Raw genomic sequence first — 25,397 nt, 5'->3', positions numbered from 1 at the left:
AGCACAATCAATGGGATTACCTTGGTATAGAGTTCACACAGTGGTCTTAAATGACCCAGGACGACTTATTGCTGTACACCTGATGCACAATGCCCTTTGTGCAGGTTTTGCTGGTTCGATGCTTTTGTTTGAACTAGCTTTGTACGATCCTAGCGATCCAGTACTCAATCCCATGTGGCGACAGGGATGTTTTTTAATGCCGTTTGTGGCGCGCTTGGGAGTGACGAATTCCTGGCAAGGCTGGAGCGTTACAGGTGAAACCTTCGCAGATCCTGGTTTTTGGACGTTTGAAACTGTAGCCATAGCTCACATTGTCTTTTCGGGTCTTGAGTTCTTGGCTGCTTGCTGGCACTGGTTTTACTGGGATCTCGCCACATTCTTCGACTCCAAAACGGGCGAACCAACTTTAGATTTGCCCAAAATTTTTGGCATTCACCTATTCTTAGCTGGTTTACTCTGCTTTGGTTTTGGTGCTTTTCATCTCACCGGTATTTTTGGCCCGGGTATGTGGGTTTCTGACCCATATGGGCTAACTGGTCATGTTCAAGGAGTTGCACCAGTATGGGGCCCAGAGGGTTTTAATCCCCAAAATCCTGGTGGAGTTGTTGCTCACCATATTGCAGCGGGTATTGTGGGAATTATTGGCGGACTTTTCCATATAGTTGTTCGACCCCCCGAGGTACTGTACAGGGGGCTAAGGATGGGAAATATTGAAACCGTCCTTGCCAGTGCGCTGGCCACTTTCTTTTTTGCAGGTTTTGTGGCTGCTGGCAGTATGTGGTATGGAACTGCTACCACACCAATTGAACTGTGGGGGCCGACTCGTTATCAGTGGGATCAAAACTACTTCAAACAAGAGATTGATAGGCGAGTGCAAGCTGGTTTAGACGAGGGTAAAACTCTCTCACAATCTTGGTCAGCTATCCCAGAGAAACTGGCTTTCTATGACTATATTGGCAATAATCCTGCCAAGGGTGGTTTATTCCGAGTGGGTCGAATGGTCGATGGAGATGGAGTTGCTCAAAGCTGGCTTGGTCATCCAGTATTCAAAGACCGTGAAGGACGGGAATTGACAGTTCGTCGAATGCCTACTTTCTTTGAAACCTTCCCAGTAGTTCTGACTGACAAAGATGGTATAGTGCGTGCAGATATTCCCTTCCAGCGAGCAGAGGCAAAATACAGCTTTGAGCAAACTGGCGTTAATGTCAGCTTCTTTGGCGGGATACTTGATGGTCAAATGTTTACAGACCCTATGACGGTGAAGAAGTACGCACGTCAGGCTCAACTGGGTGAACCTTTTAAATTTGACCGCACAATCCACAATTCCGATGGAGTTTTCCGAACTAGTAACCGGGGCTTTTTTGCCTTTTTCCACACTTGCTTTGCTTTGGTGTGGTTTTTCGGACACATCTGGCATGGTTCTCGTGCCATCTACCGGGATGTATTTGCTGGCATTGACCCAGAACTTGATGAACAGGTAGAGTTTGGTGTTTTCCAGAAAGTGGGAGATACAACCACACGTAAAAAGCAACCAGTTATCTAAAACACCAGTAAAGACGCGCCATGGCGCGTCTCTACAAATTACCAAATACCATCAAAAATAGTCGGAGGAATCCATGCAATCACAAAAGTTTCAACCCAAAAAAGTTGCACCTGTACAATATTTATTCAAACAATTAAATACTGAGGCAGGTAAAGTTACCCCTGGTTGGGGTACTACACCACTAATGGCTGCCTTGATGCTGTTGTTGTTTATTTTCTTATTAATGATTTTAGAGATTGTCAATTCCTCAATTTTGCTTGAAGGAATCAATATGAGTTGAACAAGCTTGGGAAACTAATCTATAGGTGGGGAGGTTGGGGAATAAGGAAATTAGGAATTAGGAGTTAGGAGTTAACAACCAACACCCAACAAACAACTACTAACCAATAAACTGAGGTATTTAAATGCAACACATTTATTTAGCGTATGGTGAGGGACAATTTGCCTCAACTGCAACCGGAGTTTTCTTTGGTTTGATAACAGCTGTATCTTTTTGCGCTCTCTTGATAATTTATGCAGCCAACACTTATCCAGCAAATCGAAGGTAATGTCTAAATGTCAAAAAAACAACTACTACTAACCACTAACTACTAACAACCAACAATCAACAAAATTATGAAAAGAATATTTGCTCTGATTCTCGCAATTTTTATTTGGTTTAGCGCTGTTTATACTGCATTGGCAGAAAATACCACATTGGTTCCTTGTTACAAATCAGCTGCATTTGTAGAAAGGATGAAAAATGCTCCTGACAGTTATTACACTACAAAGCCATTAAAAGCTTATTCGCAGTTGCTTTGTGGTGAGGATGGTCTACCTCGGATCGCTCTTGACCGCCTTAGTCTTGCTGTTGACGTAGCAATTCCGATCGCCATATTTCTGTATACTGCTGGTTTTATTGGCTGGAGTGGTCGGTCTTACCTACAGGCAATTAAAAAACAAGATAAAGCAGAAGAAAAAGAAGTGTTTATTGATGTACCGTTGTTCATTAGTTGTATGGTGATGGCTTTATTTTGGCCGATGGCAGCAATCAAAGAATTGCTGACTGGTGAATTAGTTGCCAATGATGAAGAAATTCCTATTTCAGTTCGCTGAAATAATGTTGAGAGGATATCTGAAAAGTTTGTAACATTACATCAAGTAATTGAGGCAAGATAATTTATACTTCAAGAGATATTCTCTCAACAGTCAGAATAAAAATACAAATTCAATTTAATTGATGTTGGAGAAACCACGATGGAAGCACGTTATTTATTCAGATATCTTTCCAGTGCTCCTGTAGTTGCTACATTGGCATTGATTATTATTTCTGTGATTTTGATCGTATTGAATTATCTATTTCCTGGTTTGCAATACGGCACTTTTTTCCATTCTCTGCCATCGCGCTAACGTCTAGGCTTTTTCAATGATTTCACTTTTTTACGTACTCCCGTTCTAGGCGATCGCCCTTTGGAAAAACTTTTCGATGACCCAGTGAGTTCGATTTTTGATTACGTTACTTACATCGTCTTACAAGTTGCCAAGCAAACTGCTAATGAATTAGAAGTTAGAGAACTAGTGCGATCGCTCAGTGAGATCGAACCCAAGAAACGGGTATTAGCTTTTCGCTTGCTCGAAAAAAGTAAAGCGATCGCTGTTTTTGAAGAATTGGCTCCCAATCAGCAAGCAGACTTGATTTGGGAGATGGAAAATCCAGAAGTAATGAGCATTATCGAAGCCCTTGATCCAGATGATCGAGTCAAGCTGTTTGAAGAATTACCCGCTAAAATCACCAAGCGTCTGATTACCAACTTGAGTCCGCAAGCCCGTGAAGCCGTTAATTTGCTCTTGGGTTATCCAGAACGCAGTGCTGGTAGGTTAATGAGTCTGCGTTATCTAGCAGTGTGTAATCACATCGCTGTTGGTGCAGCTTTAGCTTCCGTGCGGGAATCTCAACTACGAGATGATGAGCTAGAGATGGTATTTCTGATTGATTCAGAGCGGTTTTATCGAGGATCGATGGATCTAATATTGCTGTCCGCGCCACAGATCCAGAAATGCAAGCAGCACAAATGCTGAAAGATACCGACTTACCAGCTTTACCTGTAGTGGATAGTGAAGGACGACTGTTAGGGGACATTACCTTTGATGATGTGATTGACTCTCTTCAAGAAGAAGCTACCGCAGATGCTTTATCCCAAGCTGGTGTTGGTAATTTATTATGCCGTGACAGAGTATGGAGCGATCGCCTTTGGTATTGGCTCTTATTACATACTAAACCTCAATGGGTCATGGCTTGGATGGAATGGCAACAACACCAAGACGCTAAACTTTATCTTTGGCTATGGCGACTGCATTTAGTCACAAGTCCTATTCACTGTAAGGGTTTTAAGTAGATTTCTGTTTCTTGGTACTCAGTCCACAATTATCTTTGCACGGAGATTAGCAGGGAATTATCTAAGGTAATTGACAATAGTTTTCAAAAAAGCTTAAATAATTTTAGGTTTAGTATTTAGCAATAAAATACTTTCCCAATCCTGATTTAACCCCAAGAGGTTGTTTGGAAAGTCAAAGAAGGTATAATTTGCCATTCTGAGTGCAATGAAATGGAGCGAAGAATCTAGGTTTTCAGCGATACCCTAGATGTTTCATTCCGCTACGCTGTATTCAACATGACATAGAAAGACCCTTTTCAAACATCCTCTAAGACCAGTGCAATGGGAGATGGGGGTTATTCGCGTGCAATTATCACTACCAACCAATGAAAACTCGAACCAACGCCCTGAAATTCGTCATCTTACTCGGTATTGTTAGTCTTTGTGCTGATGCTACCTATGAAGGAGGACGCAGTATTGCTGGAGTTTATTTAGGAGTCTTAGGTGCAAGTGGCGCAGTTGTAGGGTTTGTGGCAGGCGCAGGTGAGTCTATTGGTTTGGCTTTGCGCTTATTTATTGGTTATATCAGCGACAAAACCCAAAAGTTTTGGGGGATTACAACTCTAGGATATATTCTCAATACTGGTGCAATCCCATTATTGGCTTTAGCTGGACGTTGGGAAACAGCTGCGGCACTGCTAATTGTAGAGCGAACTGGTAGAGCTGTACGCAGTCCTCCACGAGATGTTTTACTATCTCACGCTGCAACTCAGGTGGGCGGAGGACTGGGTTTTGGGTTACATGAAGCACTTGATCAGGTGGGAGCTATTGGTGGGCCATTATTTGTATCAGCAATGCTTGCCTGGCAAACAGGGTATCCCGCTGCTTTTGGGATGCTGTTAATTCCAGCTGTAGTCGGGTTAGTGATTTTGGTGATTACCCAGAGAATCTATCCCAACCCACGTGAATTTGAAGCTCGTAGCATGGAATTGCGTGCAGAAGCCTTACCCCAGTTTTTCTGGATTTATCTGATAGCAGTGGCGTTAATTGCCTGTGGATATGCCGATTTTCCTTTGATTGCCTTCCACTTTCAGAAAATAGGATTAATGGAGGATAGTAAAGTTCCCCTATTTTATGCAGTGGCAATGGCGACTGATGCGATCGCAGCCATTGTATTTGGGCGATGGTTTGATCGCAGTAGAATAGTAGCGATCGCTGGTGCTGTGATTATTGCAGCTTTCTTTGCCCCGTTATCATTTCTGGGCAACTCCCAACTAGCACTATTGGGCATGGGACTATGGGGTATAGGTATGGGAGCGCAAGAATCCATCCTGAAAGCAGCCGTAGCAGCAATGGTGCCTATCGCTAAACGAGGCTCTGCCTTTGGCATCTTCTACCTTTGCTATGGTCTAGCTTGGTTTGTTGGTAGCACTCTAATGGGTATTTTATATGACCGTTCCGTAATGGGACTAGTTATATTCTCTTTTGTTACTCAACTTGCAGCAGTTCCGGTGCTATTGTGGGTAAACACTAGATTTAGTGTAACACAATAAATCAGTATTATAGCGTTTATTAAGCAACTGAGGTACACCTAAATCTTTTTTACCAAGGTTAGTAGTTTTGAAAACGTACCTCACCAGGTCGGAAACCACTATATTGTCATACTCAACACTTTACTTCGCCTCAATCCGACCAGATTTGACGGCTGCTACCAGTACTTGATAATCCTGTTCAACTTGGTGGGCGTAGGTGACGGCAAAATCCGTCACAGCAGAGTCAAAAGTATCACTTTTACCCAAGTAACTACTAATCATCACAGCATCGCCGGAACGAGCATGGGCGCGGGCTAAGGTACAACCGCAAATTTCCGCATAATCTTCCAAACTCCTAGCAGACATGCCCTTGAGTTTAATTGAGGTTTTCATGTCCTTTAGCCGAATATCAGGATGAATTGCGATTACTTGTCCTAGTGCTAGCGTTGTAAAAAAAACCATAACAAAACATCCGCTAACATTAACGATCAGCGTACTGTAGGGAAATCCTGTACCAAAAAGCTGAGTAAACCACAAACCGAGATAATAGCGCGAGAGTGCGCCAGCAATTGCACCTAGACTGATACCAACAGGAGTACGAACCACAGGGTTTTGCAGCATGATCTCTAGTTCAAGGGTATTAAGTTAGTTACCAATACGATCGTCCTCAACTAAAATGACAGGAATTGGGCTGGATTCTAGTACAGCTTGGGAGACAGAACCAACCAGAACTTCATCCCAAGACTGATGTCCTCGCTTACCCATGACAATCTCAGCAACTCGATAGTCCTGAGCAACACGGATAATTTCCTCTGGAATGGAGCCTGGAATTGCAATGAACTTATGGCGAATGTCTGCTAAAAGTCGTTGAGTTTTTTCTTGTAGATGCTCTACTCCATGAGGATCGTTGGTGCGGATGATATGTAATACAATCACTTCGGCATCACTACGACGGGCAAGATCGGCGGTTTTAGTCAATACCTGAGTAGCCAGAGGTGAGGTGTCAACCGCAGCTAGAATGATAATCCGCCGGGCGATCGCTACCTTTGTGGGATCAACTTCGCCCCGTTCTAGCAATTTTGGTGCAAAGGTAGGAATTGCCCAAGCTCCCAAAGGTGCAGTGACTAAAATAGATAAAGCTGCGATCGCCAGAATTGTCTCTCCACCCTGAATTCCCTGTGCTAAGGGGATCGCCCCGATTGCCGCTTGAACAGTGGCTTTAGCAGAGTTCCCTGGCAGCAAAAAGATTCGCTCTCGGCGATTCCAGTTACTTCCTAATGTAGACAAATACCATCCAATAGCGCGTCCAATCAGTGTCCCCATTCCCAGAATCACCAATCCAGGAACCAGAGTTTTTTCTAACACTTGTAGTTGAATGCTTGCCCCTAGCAACACAAACAAAACAATTTCTGCTACAATCCATAAGCTATCGAAACCAGAACGCAACCGTCGTGCTAAAGGAGCATCCAACTCAATCAAAAAAAATCCTGTTGCCATCACTGCCAGATACCCAGAGAAGAATGGGAACTTTTCTGCCAGCACTACCAGCAACAACGCTAAACTCGCTGCAACTAGGCTATCCTGCACCGCATTTTGAGTCCAGTTCTGCTTCGCTAGCAACAACACCAACAGCCGTGCTGTCACTAAACCCAGCAATACTCCCAGAACAATTTGGCAAATAATTTGAAGAGGAAGGAGTTGAACTGCGCTCAAGGTGATGCCAAAAGGCAATTTCACAGAGGCAGTTGCTCCTTGTGCCAAAAAGTTTAGCAACAAACTAAACACTAGTAGTAGTAACACATCTGACAGGGCGCTACCGGTGAGGATGGCATCGGGAATTCCTTTAGTAACTCCCCAACCCAAACTTTTCAGTCGCAGCATTCCCGGAACAATGACAGCAGGTGACTCTGCACCAATGATGCAACCTAGCAACAGCCCTGTTGCAAAGTCGAACTTTAAAATCCACATCGCTGCCAAAGCGATAGCTAAAGCTTCACACGTAGCAGGCAAAAATCCCATTCGTAACGCTACTGTTCCCTGCTGTACCAGTTTTTCTCGATCTAAGCCTAAGCCAGCCTTCATCAAAATCACCATCACAGCTATTGTTCGCAAAGCATCAGAAACTGCAAGCACATCAGGGCTAATTACGTTAGCAACTTGCGGGCCCAGTAGAATTCCAGCCAAAACCATGCCTACAAGTGCAGGAGCCTTCAGCCGTCGAGCGATTTGTCCGATGAAAAAGCCTACAAGTAAGATCCAAAGAATGCTTTCTAACATCACGCAGTTTGAAAACAGCTAATGAACATGCGTGACTTGCTAACAGAAGTGTAAAGTATATAGCCCTACCCTTCCGTAGCAAGTCGGAAAAGTAGGAGCCATCAGCCTTTTTATTATGACAAACAAGAGAAGGCGGTTACGGCGAGCTCCATCGCCTTTCATTAATTTACATTCAACCTGTCTAATTGGAAAGTAATCCAATGCAAGAAGTCCAAGTCTGCTCAGCACCCACCAACAAACAACTAATAACCAACAACTAACCACTAACGATTTCGCAATTGCGCTTCCAACTTGTCTAAGTCAGACTTAAGTAAAACTGTCATTTGACCAGTAAAAGCTTTACCATTCTTGGGTTGAGCGATTTCTAGCCAATAGGCATAGCGAGAACCTAAGCGCAACTCTCCTCGCAAAGCTTCCCGGATAGGAGTTTTGGCAAAACGAGCTGAGTTAATTGCACTCTGGTTGGGATACTCATATACTACCTGAGCGCGTTTAAAGTCTTGATAAATATCTAAGCCATAAATTACTCGTAGAGATTCCTGCAAGCGCTCAAAATTCATGCCATTAATCGCATCATACATGCTGAGGTTCTCGCTGCGAATGCGACTGCGGTCTTTGATGTATCCGACTTTGCCAGGAGGAAATACTGATGCTTGAAAAGTAAAGTGCTGGGCTGCTGTGTCGCTTTTTTGCACAAAAAATCGCTCATTACCCTTAGGACGTAATGTTGGATGTGCTTGAATCCAAGCACCTACCTCCTCTGTAGCTTGTCCCGGTAAAGCGTTGGCTTTGGGAGCAAAAAACGTTCCCCCGCACATCCAAGGAACGAAAGAAAACGGCAGAATTAAAAAGTTCAGTAGGGGTTGTTTTAACATTTTTTCTTCAAGACTGAGGTTATAATTCTCCCCAATGGAAGGGGTAATCATAGTTTTCCCTGTTTCATCAAGAAAATTTACCTCACGCTTAAGTACAGATTTCATTAGGTGGCAAGCGATCGCTCTTTGAGATCGCCTTTATTTGTCAGCAGTGCCCCTTTTTCCCTTTTCGGTGAAACCGCTGATTTCGATGCAGCCATTTTTATGTTGTAATAAAACTCTAGACTTAGAAACCTAATAGGTGCAGTTAAAATTATGTAATTTATATAACTACTACTTAAGTACTATTACATTTATACATCTTATACTAACCAACAATTATTGCTATTTCCTAATCATCCCTTAGTAAAAATTTCATGCATACAGAGGTTTTTAGTGAACTTTTCCCCTTGATGAGTACAGCCAATCCACAAACTTTGGAGTGGCTACTCTCTGTTGCTGTTGAACACGAATACCCAGCTGGGCGAGCTGTTTTAATGGAAGATGCCTGGGGTAATGCGGTTTACTTCGTAGTTTCTGGTTGGGTAAAAGTCCGGCGCACTGTAGGCGAAGATTCTGTTGCCTTGGCAATTTTGGGTCGGGGTGATTTTTTTGGAGAAATGGCAATTTTGGATGAATCTCCCCGTTCAACTGATGTGATTGCTCTTTCACCTGTAAAATTACTGAGCATCTCTAGAGAAAGATTTATCCATATACTGTTTAAAGACCCGCAGTTACATCACCGGATGTTGCAACTAATGGTACGGCGACTGCGACATGTGAACGTACGCTTGCAAATGCGCTCTTCACCTCCGGCGGTTAAACTTGCCCACACGCTTGTCAGTTTAGGTGAAAGCTACGGTCAGGAAACACAACAGGGAAGAGAAATTTTTAACATTCCCTTCAAAGATTTGGCAGATGTGACAGAAATTGGTGTTGAAGAAACCACCAAAATCATCGAAAAGTTGGATGAAAAAGGTTGGATTAAAATTGATACAGTCAATCAGGTACTTTATCTCGTTAACTTTCGACAATTGATGAATTTGGCTGGCAAAGTTTAATACTTTAAGGTCTTTTTACTTGTTTATCCGTACAAGAGTTATGAGTGAGGAGTTATGAGTTAAATTAATCTTTTAACTCATAACTCCAGAATGTTTACTTTTAAGTACAGATGAATGAAGCAATAGCACCTCGTACTGATACCCGCCTTCAGAAAAAATTACCGACAATTAATTACCAGGTGGCGATGCCCCAACCAGAAACCCACCTATTTGAGGTAACTTTACACCTAGTGGGCTATCCGTTTTCAATTCTCGATTTAAAATTACCAGTTTGGACTCCTGGTTCATACATGGTGCGGGAATACGCCAAGCATCTACAGGATTTTGCTGCTTTTGCCAATAATATACCTTTAAAATGGCGTAAAATCAGTAAAAATCACTGGCAGGTAGAGACGGGTGGTGTTTCAGAAATCACTGTAAGTTACCGTATTTTTGCCAATGAACTCACCGTGCGGACAAATCACTTAGATGCGACGCATGGGTATTTTAACGGTGCGGCACTGTTTTTGAGGCTACCTGGATTTGATCGGCAACCAATTTGCGTTACCATTGTGCCACCATACCCACAATGGCAGATAACCACAGCGCTACCAGCTGTTCCTGGAAAAACCAATACTTTCTGTGCCTGCGATTTTGACACCCTTGTAGACAGTCCGTTTGAGATTGGTCGTCACCAGCCATATCACTTTGAGGTATTGGGAAAACCCCATGAATTGGCTATCTGGGGACGTGGCAATTTCAAAGCGCGGGAGATGATTGCTGATATCAAAAAAATTATTGAGGCAGAAGCAAAGATATTTGGCGGTTTGCCTTATGAAAGATATGTGTTTCTGGTGCATTTATTTGCCCAAGCTTATGGCGGCTTAGAGCATAAAAACAGTTGCTCGTTGATTTATCAGCGTTTTGGATTTCGCGATCGCGATAAGTACGATCGCTTTATGCAATTAGTAGCCCACGAGTTTTTCCACTTGTGGAATGTCAAGCGCATTCGCCCCAAGGAACTGGAAGTTTTTGATTATGACAAAGAAAACTATACTTCCTGTCTATGGTTTTGTGAGGGGACAACAAGTTACTACGACATACTCATTCCTTTACGGGCAGGCATTTACGATGTAAATTCATTCTTGAATAATTGGGGTAAAGAAATTACTAGATTTTTAACTACACCGGGGCGTAAGGTGCAACCTCTTTCAGAATCCAGTTTTGATGCTTGGATAAAACTTTACCGTCCGGATGCTAATAGCGGCAATTCCCAAATTTCTTATTATTTGAAAGGGGAAATGGTATCGTTATTGCTAGATTTACTGATTCGTTCTCGTCATCACAACAAGCGATCGCTTGATGATGTCATGCTCAAATTGTGGCAAAAATTTGGTAAAGACGAAATTGGCTATACTGCACAACAATTGCAAGAGGTCATAGAGTCTGTGGCGGGAATCGATTTATCTGATTTCTTTGCACGATACATAGATGGTACTGAAGAATTACCTTTTAATCAGTATCTTGAACCTTTTGGCTTGCAATTGGTGGCAGAGACAGAACCAGGTGCTTACCTAGGTGTGAAGGTAAGTAGTGAAAATGGACGAGAGATCGTTAAGTTTGTCGAGGCGGGTTCTCCTGCACAATTCGCCGGCATCGATCCTGGTGATGAGTTGCTGGCAATTGATGGTATCAAGGTAACGGCGAATCAATTAAGCGATCGCCTCAAAGACTACAAACCAAAGGATACTATCGAGGTTGCGGTTTTCCACTATGATGAACTCCGTATCTATCCTGTAACTCTGACTTCTTCACCAGCAAGCAAGTATCGGGTGCAACCTGTAGTTAATCCTTCTAACACACAAAAACAGAACTTTGGCGGGTGGTTAGATGTATCACTCGCAAGTCTGCGGTAAACTTTATAGTGTTATGGGGTGGGTAATACCCACCCCTAATTTTTTTGGCTTTTTTCAAATGCGATCGCTATTTATACCATTTTGGATTTTAGATAATCGTTATTAAGCCGATAATTCAAGCACTTCTCTGGTGTGAAAACGCGATACTCGGCTTCACAATTGCTCTTGCAATCTTCTCACTGGCCGTTTTTGCAGCAGGTGAGTTACCAATGTCAAGGCATGAGGGCCTGCACCAATAATTGCTAGGTCAGTTTTAGTAGGTAAGGATGGTGGAGTGGAGAGCATGTTATTTGAGCGATTATGATAATTATTATCATAATCGCTTTGGCAACATTGCAAAGCCAATTCCTAATTCTTTATCTACGAAATTATATAAGTAGGTCGGCACAAATAAAGCTAACTAGTTAGGGTCGTCATTTGTCCTTTGTCATTAGTCATTAATAGGGGTTTCAGGCGTGTTTACTTTTCGTAACATAATTATGTTTATTTGCACTCACCTACTTAGTGGATTGTTTATATGATGTTAATAACAGTATTGCACTAAACACTTTCTCTCTGTTCCTCAAGGATTTCTGTTGCTTTTTGGGCAGAAAGCGGGCGGTAGAACAGAAAACCCTGTACATCCTCACAATTAATAGACTTCAAGAACTCTAGTTCCTCTTCTTTCTCTACTCCTTCAGCGGTGAGCCTCAATCCCAGACTTCGCCCCAAAGTAACTATCGCCTTGACAATATGAGCTACCTTCACGTCCGTCGTCAAGTCACGGATAAAAGACCGATCAATCTTCAAATTGTGGAGTGGCAATAACTGTAGGCGTGAAAGAGAAGAATGACCAGTGCCAAAATCATCAATAGAGAGGTGAACGCCCATATTTTCCAAATCTTGCAGTACAGTTCTAGTAAAGTCTAGATCCTCAATCGCAGTGGATTCTGTTATTTCCAGTTCTAGAAAGCGTGGTTCTAGCCCCGTTTCTTCTAAAATTTTAGCCACAGTCTCCACTAGTTGCGGTTGGCGGAACTGCTTGAGAGAAAGATTAACGGCTATAGTTACGAGAGGCATTCCTTCGTCCTGCCAAATTTTATTCTGCCTGCAAGCCGTTCGCAAAACCCATTCTCCAATCGGGACAATTAGTCCGCTTTCCTCAGCCAGAGGAATGAAGATATTAGGAGCTACCAGTCCCATTTCTGGATGTTCCCAACGCAGCAATGCTTCCAAACCAGTTATTTTTCCTGTTGCTATGCTCACCCGAGGCTGATAATAGACCACAAACTCTTCTCGTTCTAAAGCATGACGCAAGCTTTTCTCTAAAGTTAGTATCTCAGGAGTCTTGGAACTTATAGAAGTAGTGTAGAACTGGTAGTTATTCCTGCCCTCGTCTTTAGCATGATACAGAGCTGCATCTGCGTGCTGGATCAGAGTTTCAGTATCAGGACTATGCTCGTCGAATAAAGCAATGCCAAGGCTGGCACTCACATAAAGTTCGTGTCCTTCGATATGAAAAGCTGTTTCTAATGCTTGCAGGATTCTTCTAGCTACTTGAGCTACTTCTTCAACATAATTTATTCGGGGTAGCAAGATAGTAAATTCATCACCTCCCCAACGAGCAACAGTATCCCCGGCTCTCAGTGAATCCCGCAGTCTTTGGGCAACACTCTGTAACAGATGATCGCCAAGCGTATGCCCCAGAGTATCATTAATGGTTTTGAACCGATCCAAGTCCAGAAACATCACAGCTAAACTTTCCTTCATCCGAGTAGCATTGGGCAAAGCTCTGGTAAGTTGTTCGTTAAATAGTAAGCGATTGGGTAATCCAGTCAGCAGATCGTGGAGTGCTTGGTAGCGAATCATTTCCTCTACCTGTTGCCGTTGTCGAGCACCACTGATACTAGCAGCCATCGTTAAAAGTGTAGATTCTTCGTGCTTCGACCAATGACGCTCCCTACAACAGTCTGCTAAGCCAAGGCAACCCCAGAACTTATCGTCCAGCCGCATTGGCACCAACAGCAGGGATTGAATACTTTCTCGGGCGAGGAGTTCTTGTTCAGTAGCACTTAATTCTCTTGTTAATCTGTGAATGGACTGTCCTGCGGAAAGAGCAGTGTACCAGTGGCTGAATCCAGTAACTTGATAAGGCTGATTCTGCCAGTTGCACTGAGAAGGCTCTACGGAGGCACTCGCCCACTCAAAGCGCAAGGTCATTGCCATTTCTCCTGTGGCTGGGTGGGGATGGTTCTCAAACATATAAACGCGATCTGCTTGGGCTGCTTCGCCCAGTACCGCTAAGGCTTTATCAATGGCTGTTTCGTAGTTCATTTCTGCAAGCAAACAATTAGTAGCTTCTGCTACTGCTTGTAGTAAGCGATCGCGCTGGCGTAGTTCAGCTTCTGCTTGCTTTTGAACGGTAATATCCCTGACAACAAAAGTCCTGATTAAATCGCTTTCGGGTAGATAGTGAATAGATTGTTCAAAAACGTCTTCACCAACTTGCACTTCCCGCACAAAAGAATTCCCCTGGCCACTTTGAACAGCAGTAGCCAGTCCTGCCAAAATGGGGTGTTGTGTACCAGCATTTCTGAGATTGGGAAATTTGAGAGCCGCAGCCGGATTAAGATAAGTCACTGTTCCCTCTAAATCCATCTCGATAATGGGATTGGGAATTAGTTCAGGGAAAGAAGCCAAGCGAGCCAGGGCTACTTCACCAGCTCCTTCAAAACTATCAGTGGGGACAGCTAATGTTTCAAAGGGATTGACGGGATGAGCTTGCTCTGACAAAAAGCCCGATAAATCTTCAGCAGCAAAAGATTCAGAAAACGCCTGTTCTGAAATGTTGGAGATAGCATAGTATTTAGCCTTAACTTGATTGTTGCCAAACTCGATCACATCTCCATGCTTGAGATCGTGAGAGAAGCATTTCATGCCATTAACAAATAATCCGTTTGTACTTTTTTTTCCCTTAAAGCTACCATCAATAATCCGAAAGCCATACTGGTCAGTCTCTGGAAGAGTTACCCGTAATAAAATTGCGTGTTGCCTCGAAACAGACCGCGAACGGAGGACGATCGCGTTCCTAGAATCTCGTCCCAAGGAATAAGTTGTCTCTTTTAGGGGGATAGTTCGTTGTCCTTGCATATCTTGGAGAACTAACAGGTGGCGTATTTTTTCTCGCTCATTTGCTGGCATCACTCTTCCTCACACTCTCATCTATTTGGGTGTTGCTCTGAAAAATACTGCTCCCATAAGTCTTGACCCCCAACCGTCATTTCCACCAGGAACTGCTCAATCAACTTTATTCCCATCTGTGAGGGGCTAGCCCGACCATTCTCCCAGCGATTGACCGTCTGGAATGAAACGCCCAATTGGCGAGCTAGTTGCTCTTGCGAGAGTCCTAGCCCTTTTCTCAATTCACGAATGAAATTAGGAAACTTTGGCCTTTCGGTCACGGTTGTGTACTCTTCTCTCTCTTAAATACTTAGAATAAAATTAAACACATGGTATAACACATGGTATATTTGCGTAACTTTTGAGCAAAACTAGAAAAGCTATTAAAAAGAGTCAAACCAAACCACATTTTTTCAAAAATTACCATTCGTAAATTACTTAGTTAATATGAGATAATGTAAATTTTAAAACGTTTGCGTTACCTAAAACATTGATTGTCTAATCTTGTGATTGCACAGAAACTGCAAGCGTGAAGTAGTAGAAGTAACATTTTGTCAAGAAGCAAAGTAATATGTAGGCAAGGCAGACAATTTATTATTTATTAGAGGAAAAATGGAAAAGTATATATGCAGTGTCTGCGGTTATACGTATGACCCAGAAGTAGGCGATCCAGATGGCGGAATCGAACCGGGAACAGCTTTTGAAGATCTTCCAGAAGATTGGGTATGTCCTGTATGTGGGGCCGAAAAAGAAGATTTTGAGCCAGAGGAAGAATAAGTGGAGGGGGAGAGTGGGGGAGATGGGGAGAATAACTCATGACCAATGACCAATGACTAATAACCAATGACTAATGACCAATGACAAAACCATTGCAGATAGTAGTCGTGGGTGGTGGCGCAGCTGGTTTTTTTGGCGCGATCGCAGCTGCGAAAGCTAATCCTTATGCCCACGTGATTTTACTCGAAGCCAGCCATCAACCACTGGCTAAAGTTCGTATTTCTGGTGGTGGACGCTGTAACGTCACTCATGCTTGCTTCGATCCCAAAGAATTGATCAAAAATTATCCCAGAGGCGCAAAAGCCCTACTTGGTGCTTTTACTCGCTTTCAGCCCAAGGATACAATTGCCTGGTTTGCTAGCTACGGCGTACACTTGAAAACCGAAGCTGATGGCAGAATCTTTCCCACCACAGATAATTCAGAAACGATCGTCAACTGTCTGATGAATACAGCCAAAGCCGCTGGGGTAGAACTGCGTACAGGGGCGGTGGTAGTGGCGGCGGTAACAACAAGAGTGGGAGAGAGGGAGAGAGTGGGAAAGAAGAATTCTTTTCTCTCCCACTGCCCCACTCCAGAACTCCTCCACTGCCCCACTGCCCCACTCCCTCCCTTCGAGGTGATACTCAAGTCGGGAGAGAAATTGTTGTGCGATCGCCTTTTGCTAGCTACGGGTAGCAATCCTGTAGGCTACAAGATAGCCAAACAGTTAGGACATACAATCGAACAACCAGTCCCCTCTCTATTTACCTTCAACATTCGCGATGAAAAACTGAGGAAGTTAGCTGGTGTTAGCGTCAATTCTGTCAAGTTGCGCTTAATTGTGCCCGGACACTCCCAACTAGAACAAACTGGCCCATTACTAATTACTCATTGGGGTTTAAGTGGCCCGGCTGTGCTGAAACTTTCTGCTTGGGGTGCAAGAGTGCTGCACTCAAGCAATTATCAAGCCAGTTTACTCATTAATTGGTTATGCCACTTTAAACAAGAAGAAGTGCGGCAGCAATTATTGGCAGTCAAGATTGATTCGCCAAAACGTCTGATCGCATCTCATTCTGGTGTTAACTTACCTCACCGACTCTGGCAACACATTGTTGACCGTGCAGGTATTTCTTCTGACAACCGCTGGGCAGAATTATCTAACAAATCCCTAAATAAGTTAGTACAAGAACTTACTCAAGGAAATTACTTTATTAACGGCAAAGGAGTATTTAAAGAAGAATTTGTCACTTGTGGTGGTGTAAATCTTAAAGAAATCAACTTTAAGAGTATGGAAAGTAAGTTAGTGCCAGGTTTATACTTTGCAGGAGAGATTATGGATATAGATGGTATAACTGGTGGCTTTAATTTCCAAAGTGCTTGGACGACTGCCTATTTAGCAGGTTTAGCGATGGTTAGTCAAGAAGTCATAAATAATAATTAATAAGCTGATACAAAATTCTATAAAAGATACGAAAAATACTAAGTAGCTTGACAAAAAGTAAGTATTAATCGTAGAAGCCTGGAATCGGGAATAATTGATAGAAGATGGAAACTTCTTGTTTGAGTTTCTAAGCAATCACTTTTATAACAATAGAAAAACAGTATAATTCCGGGCTGACAACAAAGTATTTACACATTTAAAATACATTTTATAAGCTATCTCATCAGAACTATTATCGGTGGATATTTTTCACCGAGGAATCTTTGTTTGGGGAAAAAATCGCAAATTTCTCCAAAATTTTGGTATTAAATTTAAGCTTGCCAACGGTAAGCTACAGTGTTCCCTGGTGTTCCTTGACTGTGGTTATCACTCACTTACTTGCACTTAGGAGGTCAAATTGAGACTCGGCTTCATTCTATTTGGAATTTTTCTGATTTCATTTGCACAAGCAAATACCTTCACTTGTAACCGAACTGAACCAGGACAAGGTTCTTGTAAATTAGCACGTTCAGGTTTTTTATGGTCTGAGGAAAGAGAAATGCCAGTAAATAAATTACTGGGAGCGAGATTTTACGGGCCTAAGAACAGTGACTCTTCTAAAGTTGTAATCAATACTAGTACTGGTGAAGTTCCTTTTGCTTCGTTCACAAGTTATAGTGATGAAACTCAGCAGCAGGAGATCGCATCTCGTATCAGCAATTTTGTGAAAAACCGCGAAGAGTCATTTTTGCAAGTTGAGCAAAATGACCAATGGTGGATCTTAATTGGATGCATCAGTCTTGCTGTTGGTTTGTACCCCTTGCTCAAGCCTAAATCGTAACTAAAGGAAGAAGGTAAAAGGAAAACAATCTGTAGTGTACCCAATTCATGATGGCTACTTAGCTAAGTGTTTTCTGATCTTGGACTAAGATGAAATTTACCCCTTTCTAGACAAAAGTCTGGAAAGGGGCAAACAAAACAATAAAACAAAATTGTCTGGCTACTTACTTATTTTGCATTTGCATTGTAATTTATTAATAGTACCTTTTTAAAACGCCTGGTTCTTGCTGCATGGGCAAGACGTCTAAAGTATCGGTTTGGGAACAATATTTTAAGTCTTCATGGCATTCCAGACCTAACAGGCGTTTTCCATGACTAGCATTGTGGAAAAGTCCCAATAAGTTGTCTTGCCACTGAGAATAAAGGGCGATCGCGTTGATTACTTCATCATTACCAGCGACTTCGTCGGCTGATAAGTCAGCTAGTTGCAAAAGACTGTGAGCGATCGCACCAGCACAGGCAGTATCTTCTAGAGAGAAACTTCCTTCCCAGCCAGAACCAACGATCCACACTGTCTCTGGTTGCAGTGAAAGAAGATATTTGACCGCTGCACCTCGGTTGATAAATGCCGCTGCAAGCACAGCTTTTGCATCTTGTACTCGTTGTAAAGTCCGAGTGCCATTGGTAGTACTGATAAACAAGCGTCGTCCTTTTACCCGGTCTGGGGTACATTCTAGAGGAGAGTTACCCATATCGAAGCCAGGAACTTTGGCACCGCCGCGTTCCCCAGCTCGTAGCCGTTTTTCAGCAGGCCAAGATTCACTGACTTGCATAAGTTGATCTAAATTACTGAAAACTTGAACTGCTTCGCCTCCAGCTGCTAAAACTGTTGCCATTGTAGTAGTCGCTCGCAGCACATCGACTGCGATCGCGCATTCTGGCACTTTATCTACTGGAGTTAATTCCGGAGTATGGTATATGAATAGCTTCACGTGCTGGATACACCTGCATTTGATACTGCCGAGATCACATTCTAACCAGTTGCATGTCACCAACCATAGTGACAGTTCATCCCAAAGTGTATTGAAAAATAAAATGATAAGAATAATGCTGCTGTTAACATAGCAGCCGACAAGTGAGAAAATCAACGTTAATCTCAAAAAAGAACAAGCGTAAAAAGCTGTTTTTGCTCTTTTAATTTAATAAACTTATCGAACCGATAAGAAATTTAGTTTAGTAGGGGTGCAAAGCTTTGAACCGCCCAGTGGTCAATAACCACTAACCACTAACCACTAACCACTAACTAAAATCGATATGGCACCATTACCTGACTACCGCCCCAAACAATTGTCTCTAGGCCCGTTAGAAGCAGAAATATTGCATATCATCTGGGAACTTGGTTCAGTTACAGTCAAAGATGTACACGATCGCATCTTGGCTGACCCCAACCGAGAACTGGCATATACTTCTGTGACTACGGTGCTGCGTCGTCTCACCGAAAAAGGCTGGTTGGCTTGTGACAAAAAAGGACGAGCATTTTATTGGCGACCGTTGCTGACCAAGCAGCAAGCCGAAATGATTAAAGCGCACGAACAATTACACCGATTTCTAGCAGTAGGAAATCCTGATGTTGTCGCCGCTTTTGCAGATAGTTTAGATGAAGTGGCAAATGAGAAAATCCAAGCGATCGCCAAACGCATTCAAGCCGCACGGCAAGCAAGGGAGGAAAAGTGATGCATCTGTTGATAATTTTCGCTGCTTTGACAGTTGCTTGCTGGTTCAGATGCTCTTGGACGGATTTTCAAGGTTCTTGGGCTGAAAGGTGGCGACGAGCGCTATTTTTCTTTCTCTTCCCCCCCTTGCTACTTTTCATGACAGCGATCGCTTTACTGTGCATGGGCCCTCAGGGGAAAATGGGGGGTTTGCAGACAGGCTGCTTTGGCTATGTAGTGGCATTAAGCTGTCTGGGATTTTTTGCCATTTTATGCTTAAAACGGGCATGGCAAGGATGGCGATCGGTAAAATCTACCCGTAGCTGTCCTCTGGTCAATATCGCAAGCAAACAAGTGCGGCTGCTGAACACAGGAGTATTGTTTGCAGGTCAAATTGGTTTTTGGCAACCCGAACTTGTCCTTAGCCAAGGATTACTACAAATTCTCTCTCCTGCCCATTTAGAGACAGTCTTGGCTCATGAACAGGGGCACTACTATTACAGAGATACATTCTGGTTTTTCTGGTTGGGTTGGGTGCGTTCCTGTACGGTTTGCTTGCCTAATACAGAAGCATTGTGGCAAGAACTTTTGGTCTTGCGTGAACTACGTGCTGACGCTCACGCTGCACTGCAAGTAGATCCTTTACTACTAGCAGAATCATTAGTGTTAGTAGTAAGTACTCCACCTGTGAGCCCAGAAATCTGCTGTGCAGCCTTGGCGTCTAATAGCGCAGAACGTTTAGAGCAAAGGATAGAAGCTCTGTTAGGGCAACCAGAACCAATCTCAGAGTTTAACACGCAATTTTGGAATAGGTTTCTCTTGGCATTACTGCCGTTGCTAACAGTGATATTTCACTCGTGATGCGTAGGGTTGGGACTTCTAACTCTTAACTTCTTACAAAAGTAGTAAATTATATAAAGCTATCAAATTTTTGAATTTGGGAACTCTCCCTTGCCAAAAAAACGCGCATCTCACCACAACAGCTTGATGCGCGATCACTTAAACTCAAACTCATACAACAAAAAAGTAATCTAAAAGCTCCAAGTTCGTGCTTTGTCGCTAAAGTCACCCTCTATTGTGTCGTAACCTTGAATTGGTTCGTAAAGATTGTCAGGTGAAGTTTCTGACTTCGGCTCATTAGTTCGTTGCCCACTAAAAGCTTTACGCACCATGTAAGCATCCACTAGACTCGGCGAAATTCGTTGAGCTGCAAGAATCATTTTGCCAGCATCACCAACAACAACATCGCGTTTTGGACGTTCGGCACATTCAACAATAGCTTTAGCAACCAAGCTAGGCTGGTAAATCGGCGGTACTCCCACAGGCTTTACTCCCAATTTGGTACGTGCCTTATTAAACAAGGGTGTATTGATAGAAGCTGGCATGATATTCGTAACGCTAATAGGTAGCTTTTCATGCATCAATTCAACACGCAGAGATTCCAAAAAGCCATCTACCCCGTGTTTTGATGCAGCGTAGGCACTTTGTAATGGTAGACTACGCCTTGCCTCCACCGACGTAACATGAATTAATGCCCCACGTCCTTCGCGCTTGAGATGGGGTAGCGCCGCCATCGCGCCATATACTTGTCCCATCAAGTTGACATCAATGACGCGCTTAAATTCCTCTGGTGTTGTCACCTCAAAAGCAGCATATAGTTCCACAGCGGCATTATGTACCCAAGTATCGAGACACCCGTATTGCTCAACCGCTTTATCTGCGATCGCCTTTACTTGCTCGAACACCGTTACATCTGCGACTACGGCGGTTGCTTCACCACCCATTTTCTGAATCTCTGCCACTAAAGACTCTAATCCAGGCTGGCTGCGAGCCGCAACTACTACCTTTGCACCTCGACTGCCAAACTGCAAAGCCGCATTTCGCCCAATACCACTAGAAGCCCCTACTATCGCGACAACTTGCTGATTGATTGGCTTAAGTTGTATCTGCATTACTTCTGCTCCTGCAAAATTACTCTGTACTCCTACCAATCAAATAAGTCAGAGTCAGCGAGGCAGTTCATCAGTCGCAGGTTAAATCAATACAATTGTTCTTCTACTACCTGTTCTATAAATTTTTGCACTAAAGGCAGTTGCAAAGCATTGCCTTGTTGAGTCAAGATTTCTTTTCGCACCAGTTTTCGGATAACGCCTTGATCTTCTCCTGTGGGAGTTTGCTTTTGAATGAGTCGGCGGAGGAAATTGCGATCGCTTTATGTCAAACTTGTCCATAATTCTCGGAAATATAGCATTAGCCACATCATGCCTTTGCGAACTGATACATAAATTATGTGACTTGGTATCGTAAGATAATTAATTGCCATTCTCAGCCAACAACTCTAGCAACGCTCTGCCTAAATATTCATACTCCTCGATTGTGTTGTAAATCTGCGCTGAAATTCTCACCAGTAATTTTGGTGTCTCATGCCAAGGAACTACCTGTACCTGAATACCAAACCGATCAAATAACTCATCGCGTATAGACATAAAACTGCGGTTTTCCAAAGCAGCAGGCATAGGTATAACCGCCATTGAGCCGATCATCTCATCGGGACATGGTGGCAATACTTGCAGTGCTTCACAAAGTAGCTGTCTTGCTTGCAAAACAAGTTGATGATTGCACTGTCTCAATTCATCCCAGCCACCAGGTAACAGCGAACCCATAAAGGCGATCGCTTCTGGTACGCACATATAAGCTGTGGGATCGTCTGTCCCCGTCCAGTCAAATTCCAATTGAAAGCGACTTTTATCAGTGCGTGATGAGTTAGCACCGTGGCTGATTGTTAGTGGACGAATTTCTGGCTGTTTATCTCGTCGTACGTACAAAAATGCTGCTCCCTTGGGCGCACACAGCCATTTATGACAATTTCCGGTGTAATAAGTCGCACCAATTTCTTGCAAGTTTAGAGGTATCATCCCTGGCGCGTGAGCACCATCTACAAGTGTATCCACACCCATTGCTTGCAATTTTTGCACCAACTCCCGTAGAGGAAAGATTAACCCTGTTTGACTGGTGATATGATCCAGCAGTGCTAATCTTGTTTTGGATGAAACTTGCTCTATTACTGCTTCTACAACTTGCTGAGGCGAATCGAGCGGAAAAGGAATCTTTACCACTACCACCCGTGCACCTGTACGACTGGCAATAAAATCAAGCGCATTACGACAAGCGTTGTATTCGTGGTTAGTTGTGAGTATTTCGTCTCCGGGATGAAAAATCAGGGAACGCAACACCGAATTTACACCAGTGGTTGCATTCGGGACAAATACCAAATCCTCAGCACCAACACCCACAAACGCCGCTAATTTGCTCCTAGCCTCATCCAAAAGTGGTTCCCACTCCCTCGTGAAAAATCGTAGTGGTTCCTGTTCGAGTTGCGATCGCAAATTTTGCTGAACAGCTAGCACTGCAATCGGACAGGCACCAAAAGAACCATGATTAACAAAAGTCACTCCTGGATCAAGCGACCACAAATCAGCCCATTTAACTTTGTGATACTGAGATTTGGTATCATTGAACATGAATTCATCTAATAAACAATGTAGAGATGCGGTATACCGCGTCTCTACAACTTAACTCCCCAGGCAGGATTCGAACCTGCGACCAATCGGTTAACAGCCGACCGCTCTACCACTGAGCTACTGAGGAACGTCACGATTAATAATATTAGTACCAAACTATAGAAAATGGCAAGTACCTTTGGAAAAATTTTTCTAAAAAATTTTGAGTAGCAGTTTGACTTTAATAATTTTCACACCACTATGTCGCTCTCAACTCACAGAGCTAGTAGAGGCTAAGTTTATATAACATACCTACTTTAATTCCATTCGCAGTTCAGCTAAACGCTGCCGCGCCTTGGCATCAATGGAATTGGCTAAAAATCTACTATTGGATTTTTTACGTGGTTGATACTTTTGCCGAACCCGGCAAACTGTGGCTTGCACTTCTTGACACAGTTGTTGTGCCGATAGCCATTCAGCTCCATACCCCTGGATCATTAGCTGCTGTGCCCGATCTGATGTGGCAACAATCACACGAGAAATCAGAGATTGGGCTATAGAGGAACGCAAAGACGCACAGGCTTTTTCTATATAGGTGTCTGCCGTCTGACCAAAATCAGTATAATAAACGGATAAAAGCTCTGTAATGACTTCTTTATTGCTACTTGTATTTTGATATTGGGCATCAAAAACAACAAGTGTCTCGTATCCTTGAAATGCGCTATAACTAGTCATAGCTTCTACCAATTCCCAGCGTGCTGCCTCTAGCCCAGCGCGATCGCGAGTTTTTTTCAGGCAAGACCAAGCGCCAATGATGTTATAGCCGTCCACAAGCAGAACGGCTTGGGTTAAGGAACGGGACATGGTTTTGAATCACAATTTTCTAGAGTTAACAAAATTCATTCATAACTTTTATAGTAATTCAACCATCCCTTGTAACACTGTGTTACAAAGCCAAAAAAATCAATAGCTTCACAAAACTTGCCTGAAAAGGTCATTTGTCATTAGTTATTGTCCTTGGCTAACAACTAATGACCAATGACTCATGACAATTACGAGGCTTCATCATGCAACTGCATCAGACGCTGTTTGAGGCGGTGAGCTTCTCCTTGATCTACCAAAGAGCCTCTTTCTAACAAAAAAGCGCCATCACAGTAATTTAATTCGTCTAGGCGATGCGTCACCCAAAGGGCCGTAATACCTCGACTTTTGACTAATTTACGGACACTAGCCACCAATTCAAGTTGGCTATCTGGATCGAGTAAAGCAGTGGGTTCATCTAATAGTAAGACTGCACAATGACGAGCTAAAGCACCGGCGATCGCCACTCGCTGTTTCTGTCCTCCACTCAAAGCATAGATGGGACGTCGTTGCAGTCCCAGCAAATTCACCGCTGCTAATGCCTCCTCAACCCTTGCTTTCACAGTAGCTAGTGGCAGTTTTTCTTCTACCAGTCCAAAAGCCACATCCGCACCAACAGTAGGCATCACTAATTGATGATCGGGATTTTGGAAAACAAAGCCAACCGGATGCAATATCCCAATTTCACCGGACTGGGGAGCTAATAATCCCGCCAGCAATCTCAGTAATGTTGATTTGCCACTGCCATTTGTACCCAACAGCATCCAGAATTCTCCTTGGGGTACTTCTAGAGAGCAAGATTTGATTACTTTCTCTCCAGAAGGCCAGCTGAAGTCTAGATCTTTTACCTTGATGCCTAGTTCCGTCATTTCTAAACCGCTACCTCTTTATTCAGAGGTGAGGGCGAAGAAACCAGGTGGTCTGCCACTAGCAGTGGCTGCACCATCTTTTTGTACTACCTGCACTCCGGAAATTTCACTAGCACGTACGGCGATTTTTTTCTCTGTTTTGCCCTCGCACTTGAGTTCCACAATCTCAGGCTTACCAGAAGTCATCGCTGCTAACACTAATTGATAAACAGCTTCTGCATCCTCAGCAGTCTTGCGTTGTACCGATATCGGGAAGGGAGTGTTTCTTACGGTTAAATCGATTGTGAACATTTAACTTCAAATTTATTTAACTTTAGGTCTCATTTTAGCTTGAAGAAGGCAGAAGGCAGGAAGCAGAGGGCAGAAGGGATAAATTTCGTTGAGGATTGGCGACTCCTTTTTAGAGTTTATAAATATCTGTACCATTTAATAAACAATCAAATTTTAAAAATAAATTACCTTTTTAATTTAAATTTTTCTTTTCCAAAAATTAAGTTCAGTTAAAAAAATACTGGAAAAATTAGTGAACAACACATAATATGATTAAAGTGAGTAAAAAATTGTAAACTAGATTGACAACCTGGTTTACATTATGTGTATAGACAGCCAAAAACTGGCAGTCTATATACAGAAGCAAAAACCTGTACTTATAAATTTGGAGATTTGCTCTAATGACCATCGCACTAGGACGCACCCCTAGTAGTAGAGGGTGGTTTGACGTTCTCGACGACTGGTTGAAGCGCGATCGCTTCGTATTCGTAGGCTGGTCTGGTTTATTGCTATTCCCCTGTGCATTTTTAGCACTAGGCGGATGGCTAACCGG

26 protein-coding genes, 1 tRNA gene, 1 pseudogene and 1 riboswitch are annotated in these 25,397 nt (G+C 43.1%); of the genes and pseudogenes, 15 read left to right on the top strand and 13 right to left on the bottom strand.

Annotated elements, in window-relative coordinates; genetic code table 11:
* The first annotated feature begins 10 nt into the window (after positions 1-10).
* The 7 genes from psbB (at position 11) to HXY43_RS12795 (ending at position 5,450) form a co-directional block, all read left to right on the top strand.
* Positions 11-1,543, top strand: a complete 1,533-nt coding sequence (gene psbB / locus HXY43_RS12825) for a photosystem II chlorophyll-binding protein CP47 (RefSeq protein ID WP_290883585.1) — start codon at positions 11-13, stop codon at positions 1,541-1,543.
* Between the two features lie 73 nt (positions 1,544-1,616).
* Entirely contained in the window at positions 1,617-1,823 is a 207-nt protein-coding gene (locus tag HXY43_RS12820; protein ID WP_290883572.1) for a photosystem II protein, read from the top strand.
* A gap of 335 nt (positions 1,824-2,158) precedes the next feature.
* Positions 2,159-2,638 (top strand): Photosystem I reaction center subunit III, encoded by a 480-nt coding sequence (locus HXY43_RS12815; RefSeq protein WP_290883571.1) that lies wholly within the window; start codon positions 2,159-2,161, stop codon positions 2,636-2,638.
* Between the two features lie 141 nt (positions 2,639-2,779).
* Positions 2,780-2,932 (top strand): photosystem I reaction center subunit IX, encoded by a 153-nt coding sequence (locus HXY43_RS12810; RefSeq protein ID WP_026734734.1) that lies wholly within the window; start codon positions 2,780-2,782, stop codon positions 2,930-2,932.
* A gap of 60 nt (positions 2,933-2,992) precedes the next feature.
* Positions 2,993-3,601 (top strand): hypothetical protein, encoded by a 609-nt coding sequence (locus tag HXY43_RS12805; RefSeq protein ID WP_290883570.1) that lies wholly within the window; start codon positions 2,993-2,995, stop codon positions 3,599-3,601.
* Positions 3,580-3,918 (top strand): CBS domain-containing protein, encoded by a 339-nt coding sequence (locus HXY43_RS12800; RefSeq protein WP_290883569.1) that lies wholly within the window; start codon positions 3,580-3,582, stop codon positions 3,916-3,918. The genes HXY43_RS12805 and HXY43_RS12800 overlap by 22 nt, the downstream gene beginning before the upstream one ends.
* A gap of 365 nt (positions 3,919-4,283) precedes the next feature.
* Entirely contained in the window at positions 4,284-5,450 is a 1,167-nt protein-coding gene (locus HXY43_RS12795; RefSeq protein WP_290883568.1) for an MFS transporter, read from the top strand.
* 120 nt (positions 5,451-5,570) lie between these two features.
* Here HXY43_RS12795 and HXY43_RS12790 read toward each other — a convergent pair whose 3' ends face one another.
* From HXY43_RS12790 to HXY43_RS12780, 3 genes are all read right to left on the bottom strand, one after another.
* Positions 5,571-6,050, bottom strand: a complete 480-nt coding sequence (locus HXY43_RS12790; protein WP_290883567.1) for a DUF2252 family protein — start codon at positions 6,048-6,050, stop codon at positions 5,571-5,573.
* Between the two features lie 24 nt (positions 6,051-6,074).
* A complete protein-coding gene (locus tag HXY43_RS12785) occupies positions 6,075-7,706 on the bottom strand; it encodes a cation:proton antiporter (RefSeq protein WP_290883566.1) in 1,632 nt (543 codons plus the stop codon).
* 85 nt (positions 7,707-7,791) lie between these two features.
* Positions 7,792-7,871: riboswitch (Fluoride riboswitch) on the bottom strand.
* 98 nt (positions 7,872-7,969) lie between these two features.
* Positions 7,970-8,581, bottom strand: coding sequence for a hypothetical protein (locus HXY43_RS12780; RefSeq protein ID WP_290883584.1), 612 nt, complete (start codon positions 8,579-8,581; stop codon positions 7,970-7,972).
* Positions 8,582-8,937: 356 nt separating this feature from the next.
* On the opposite strand from HXY43_RS12780, the gene HXY43_RS12775 reads away from it, so the two are divergent.
* Positions 8,938-9,621 (top strand): Crp/Fnr family transcriptional regulator, encoded by a 684-nt coding sequence (locus HXY43_RS12775; RefSeq protein ID WP_290883565.1) that lies wholly within the window; start codon positions 8,938-8,940, stop codon positions 9,619-9,621.
* A 110-nt stretch (positions 9,622-9,731) separates the two neighbouring features.
* Positions 9,732-11,516: a M61 family metallopeptidase gene (locus HXY43_RS12770; RefSeq protein WP_290883564.1), complete on the top strand. Its 1,785-nt coding sequence runs from the start codon at positions 9,732-9,734 to the stop codon at positions 11,514-11,516.
* Between the two features lie 153 nt (positions 11,517-11,669).
* Here HXY43_RS12770 and HXY43_RS12765 read toward each other — a convergent pair whose 3' ends face one another.
* From HXY43_RS12765 to HXY43_RS12755, 3 genes are all read right to left on the bottom strand, one after another.
* The gene (locus HXY43_RS12765) at positions 11,670-11,801 is read right to left on the bottom strand and encodes a hypothetical protein (RefSeq protein ID WP_290883586.1); all 132 of its coding nucleotides are present in this window, start codon (positions 11,799-11,801) and stop codon (positions 11,670-11,672) included.
* Between the two features lie 255 nt (positions 11,802-12,056).
* The gene (locus tag HXY43_RS12760; RefSeq protein WP_290883563.1) at positions 12,057-14,696 is read right to left on the bottom strand and encodes an EAL domain-containing protein; all 2,640 of its coding nucleotides are present in this window, start codon (positions 14,694-14,696) and stop codon (positions 12,057-12,059) included.
* A gap of 17 nt (positions 14,697-14,713) precedes the next feature.
* Positions 14,714-14,956: a helix-turn-helix transcriptional regulator gene (locus HXY43_RS12755; protein ID WP_290883562.1), complete on the bottom strand. Its 243-nt coding sequence runs from the start codon at positions 14,954-14,956 to the stop codon at positions 14,714-14,716.
* Positions 14,957-15,287: 331 nt separating this feature from the next.
* Between HXY43_RS12755 and rd the strand changes: the two genes are divergently transcribed.
* The 3 genes from rd to HXY43_RS12740 all read left to right on the top strand — a co-directional run bounded on the left by rd (position 15,288) and on the right by HXY43_RS12740 (position 17,693).
* Entirely contained in the window at positions 15,288-15,452 is a 165-nt protein-coding gene (gene rd, locus HXY43_RS12750) for a rubredoxin (protein ID WP_063748452.1), read from the top strand.
* 80 nt (positions 15,453-15,532) lie between these two features.
* Complete coding sequence (locus tag HXY43_RS12745; protein WP_290883561.1) at positions 15,533-16,873, top strand: NAD(P)/FAD-dependent oxidoreductase; 1,341 nt, start codon at positions 15,533-15,535, stop codon at positions 16,871-16,873.
* 538 nt (positions 16,874-17,411) lie between these two features.
* On the top strand, positions 17,412-17,693 hold the full coding sequence (locus HXY43_RS12740) for a hypothetical protein (RefSeq protein WP_231510288.1): 282 nt from the start codon (positions 17,412-17,414) through the stop codon (positions 17,691-17,693).
* Positions 17,694-17,886: 193 nt separating this feature from the next.
* On the opposite strand, the gene HXY43_RS12735 is transcribed toward HXY43_RS12740, so the two are convergent.
* Entirely contained in the window at positions 17,887-18,624 is a 738-nt protein-coding gene (locus HXY43_RS12735; RefSeq protein ID WP_290883560.1) for a 2-phosphosulfolactate phosphatase family protein, read from the bottom strand.
* Positions 18,625-18,946: 322 nt separating this feature from the next.
* Here HXY43_RS12735 and HXY43_RS12730 point away from each other — a divergent pair, with 322 nt between their 5' ends.
* Both HXY43_RS12730 and HXY43_RS12725 read left to right on the top strand, forming a co-directional pair.
* Complete coding sequence (locus tag HXY43_RS12730) at positions 18,947-19,366, top strand: BlaI/MecI/CopY family transcriptional regulator (RefSeq protein WP_026732568.1); 420 nt, start codon at positions 18,947-18,949, stop codon at positions 19,364-19,366.
* On the top strand, positions 19,366-20,205 hold the full coding sequence (locus tag HXY43_RS12725) for a M56 family metallopeptidase (protein ID WP_290883559.1): 840 nt from the start codon (positions 19,366-19,368) through the stop codon (positions 20,203-20,205). Before HXY43_RS12730 ends, HXY43_RS12725 begins: the two co-directional genes overlap by 1 nt.
* 170 nt (positions 20,206-20,375) lie before the next feature.
* On the opposite strand, the gene HXY43_RS12720 is transcribed toward HXY43_RS12725, so the two are convergent.
* The 6 genes from HXY43_RS12720 to HXY43_RS12695 all read right to left on the bottom strand — a co-directional run bounded on the left by HXY43_RS12720 (position 20,376) and on the right by HXY43_RS12695 (position 24,865).
* On the bottom strand, positions 20,376-21,296 hold the full coding sequence (locus tag HXY43_RS12720; protein ID WP_290883558.1) for an SDR family oxidoreductase: 921 nt from the start codon (positions 21,294-21,296) through the stop codon (positions 20,376-20,378).
* Positions 21,297-21,656: 360 nt separating this feature from the next.
* On the bottom strand, positions 21,657-22,865 hold the full coding sequence (locus tag HXY43_RS12715; protein ID WP_290883557.1) for an aminotransferase class V-fold PLP-dependent enzyme: 1,209 nt from the start codon (positions 22,863-22,865) through the stop codon (positions 21,657-21,659).
* Positions 22,866-22,920: 55 nt separating this feature from the next.
* Positions 22,921-22,992, bottom strand: a tRNA-Asn gene (locus tag HXY43_RS12710).
* A 164-nt stretch (positions 22,993-23,156) separates the two neighbouring features.
* A complete protein-coding gene (locus HXY43_RS12705) occupies positions 23,157-23,708 on the bottom strand; it encodes an NYN domain-containing protein (protein WP_290883556.1) in 552 nt (183 codons plus the stop codon).
* 188 nt (positions 23,709-23,896) lie between these two features.
* On the bottom strand, positions 23,897-24,574 hold the full coding sequence (locus tag HXY43_RS12700; protein ID WP_290883555.1) for an ABC transporter ATP-binding protein: 678 nt from the start codon (positions 24,572-24,574) through the stop codon (positions 23,897-23,899).
* Positions 24,575-24,592: 18 nt separating this feature from the next.
* Entirely contained in the window at positions 24,593-24,865 is a 273-nt protein-coding gene (locus tag HXY43_RS12695; RefSeq protein WP_026732561.1) for a hypothetical protein, read from the bottom strand.
* Between the two features lie 380 nt (positions 24,866-25,245).
* On the opposite strand from HXY43_RS12695, the pseudogene HXY43_RS12690 reads away from it, so the two are divergent.
* Positions 25,246-25,397, top strand: a pseudogene (locus HXY43_RS12690) (photosystem II D2 protein (photosystem q(a) protein)); the annotation flags it as partial.

It is taken from the genome of Fischerella sp. (assembly GCF_013388695.1).
Taxonomy (GTDB): Bacteria; Cyanobacteriota; Cyanobacteriia; order Cyanobacteriales; family Nostocaceae; genus PCC9605.
Note: the sequence above shows the minus strand (reverse complement) of the source record. Positions and strands in the feature narration are given on the sequence as shown.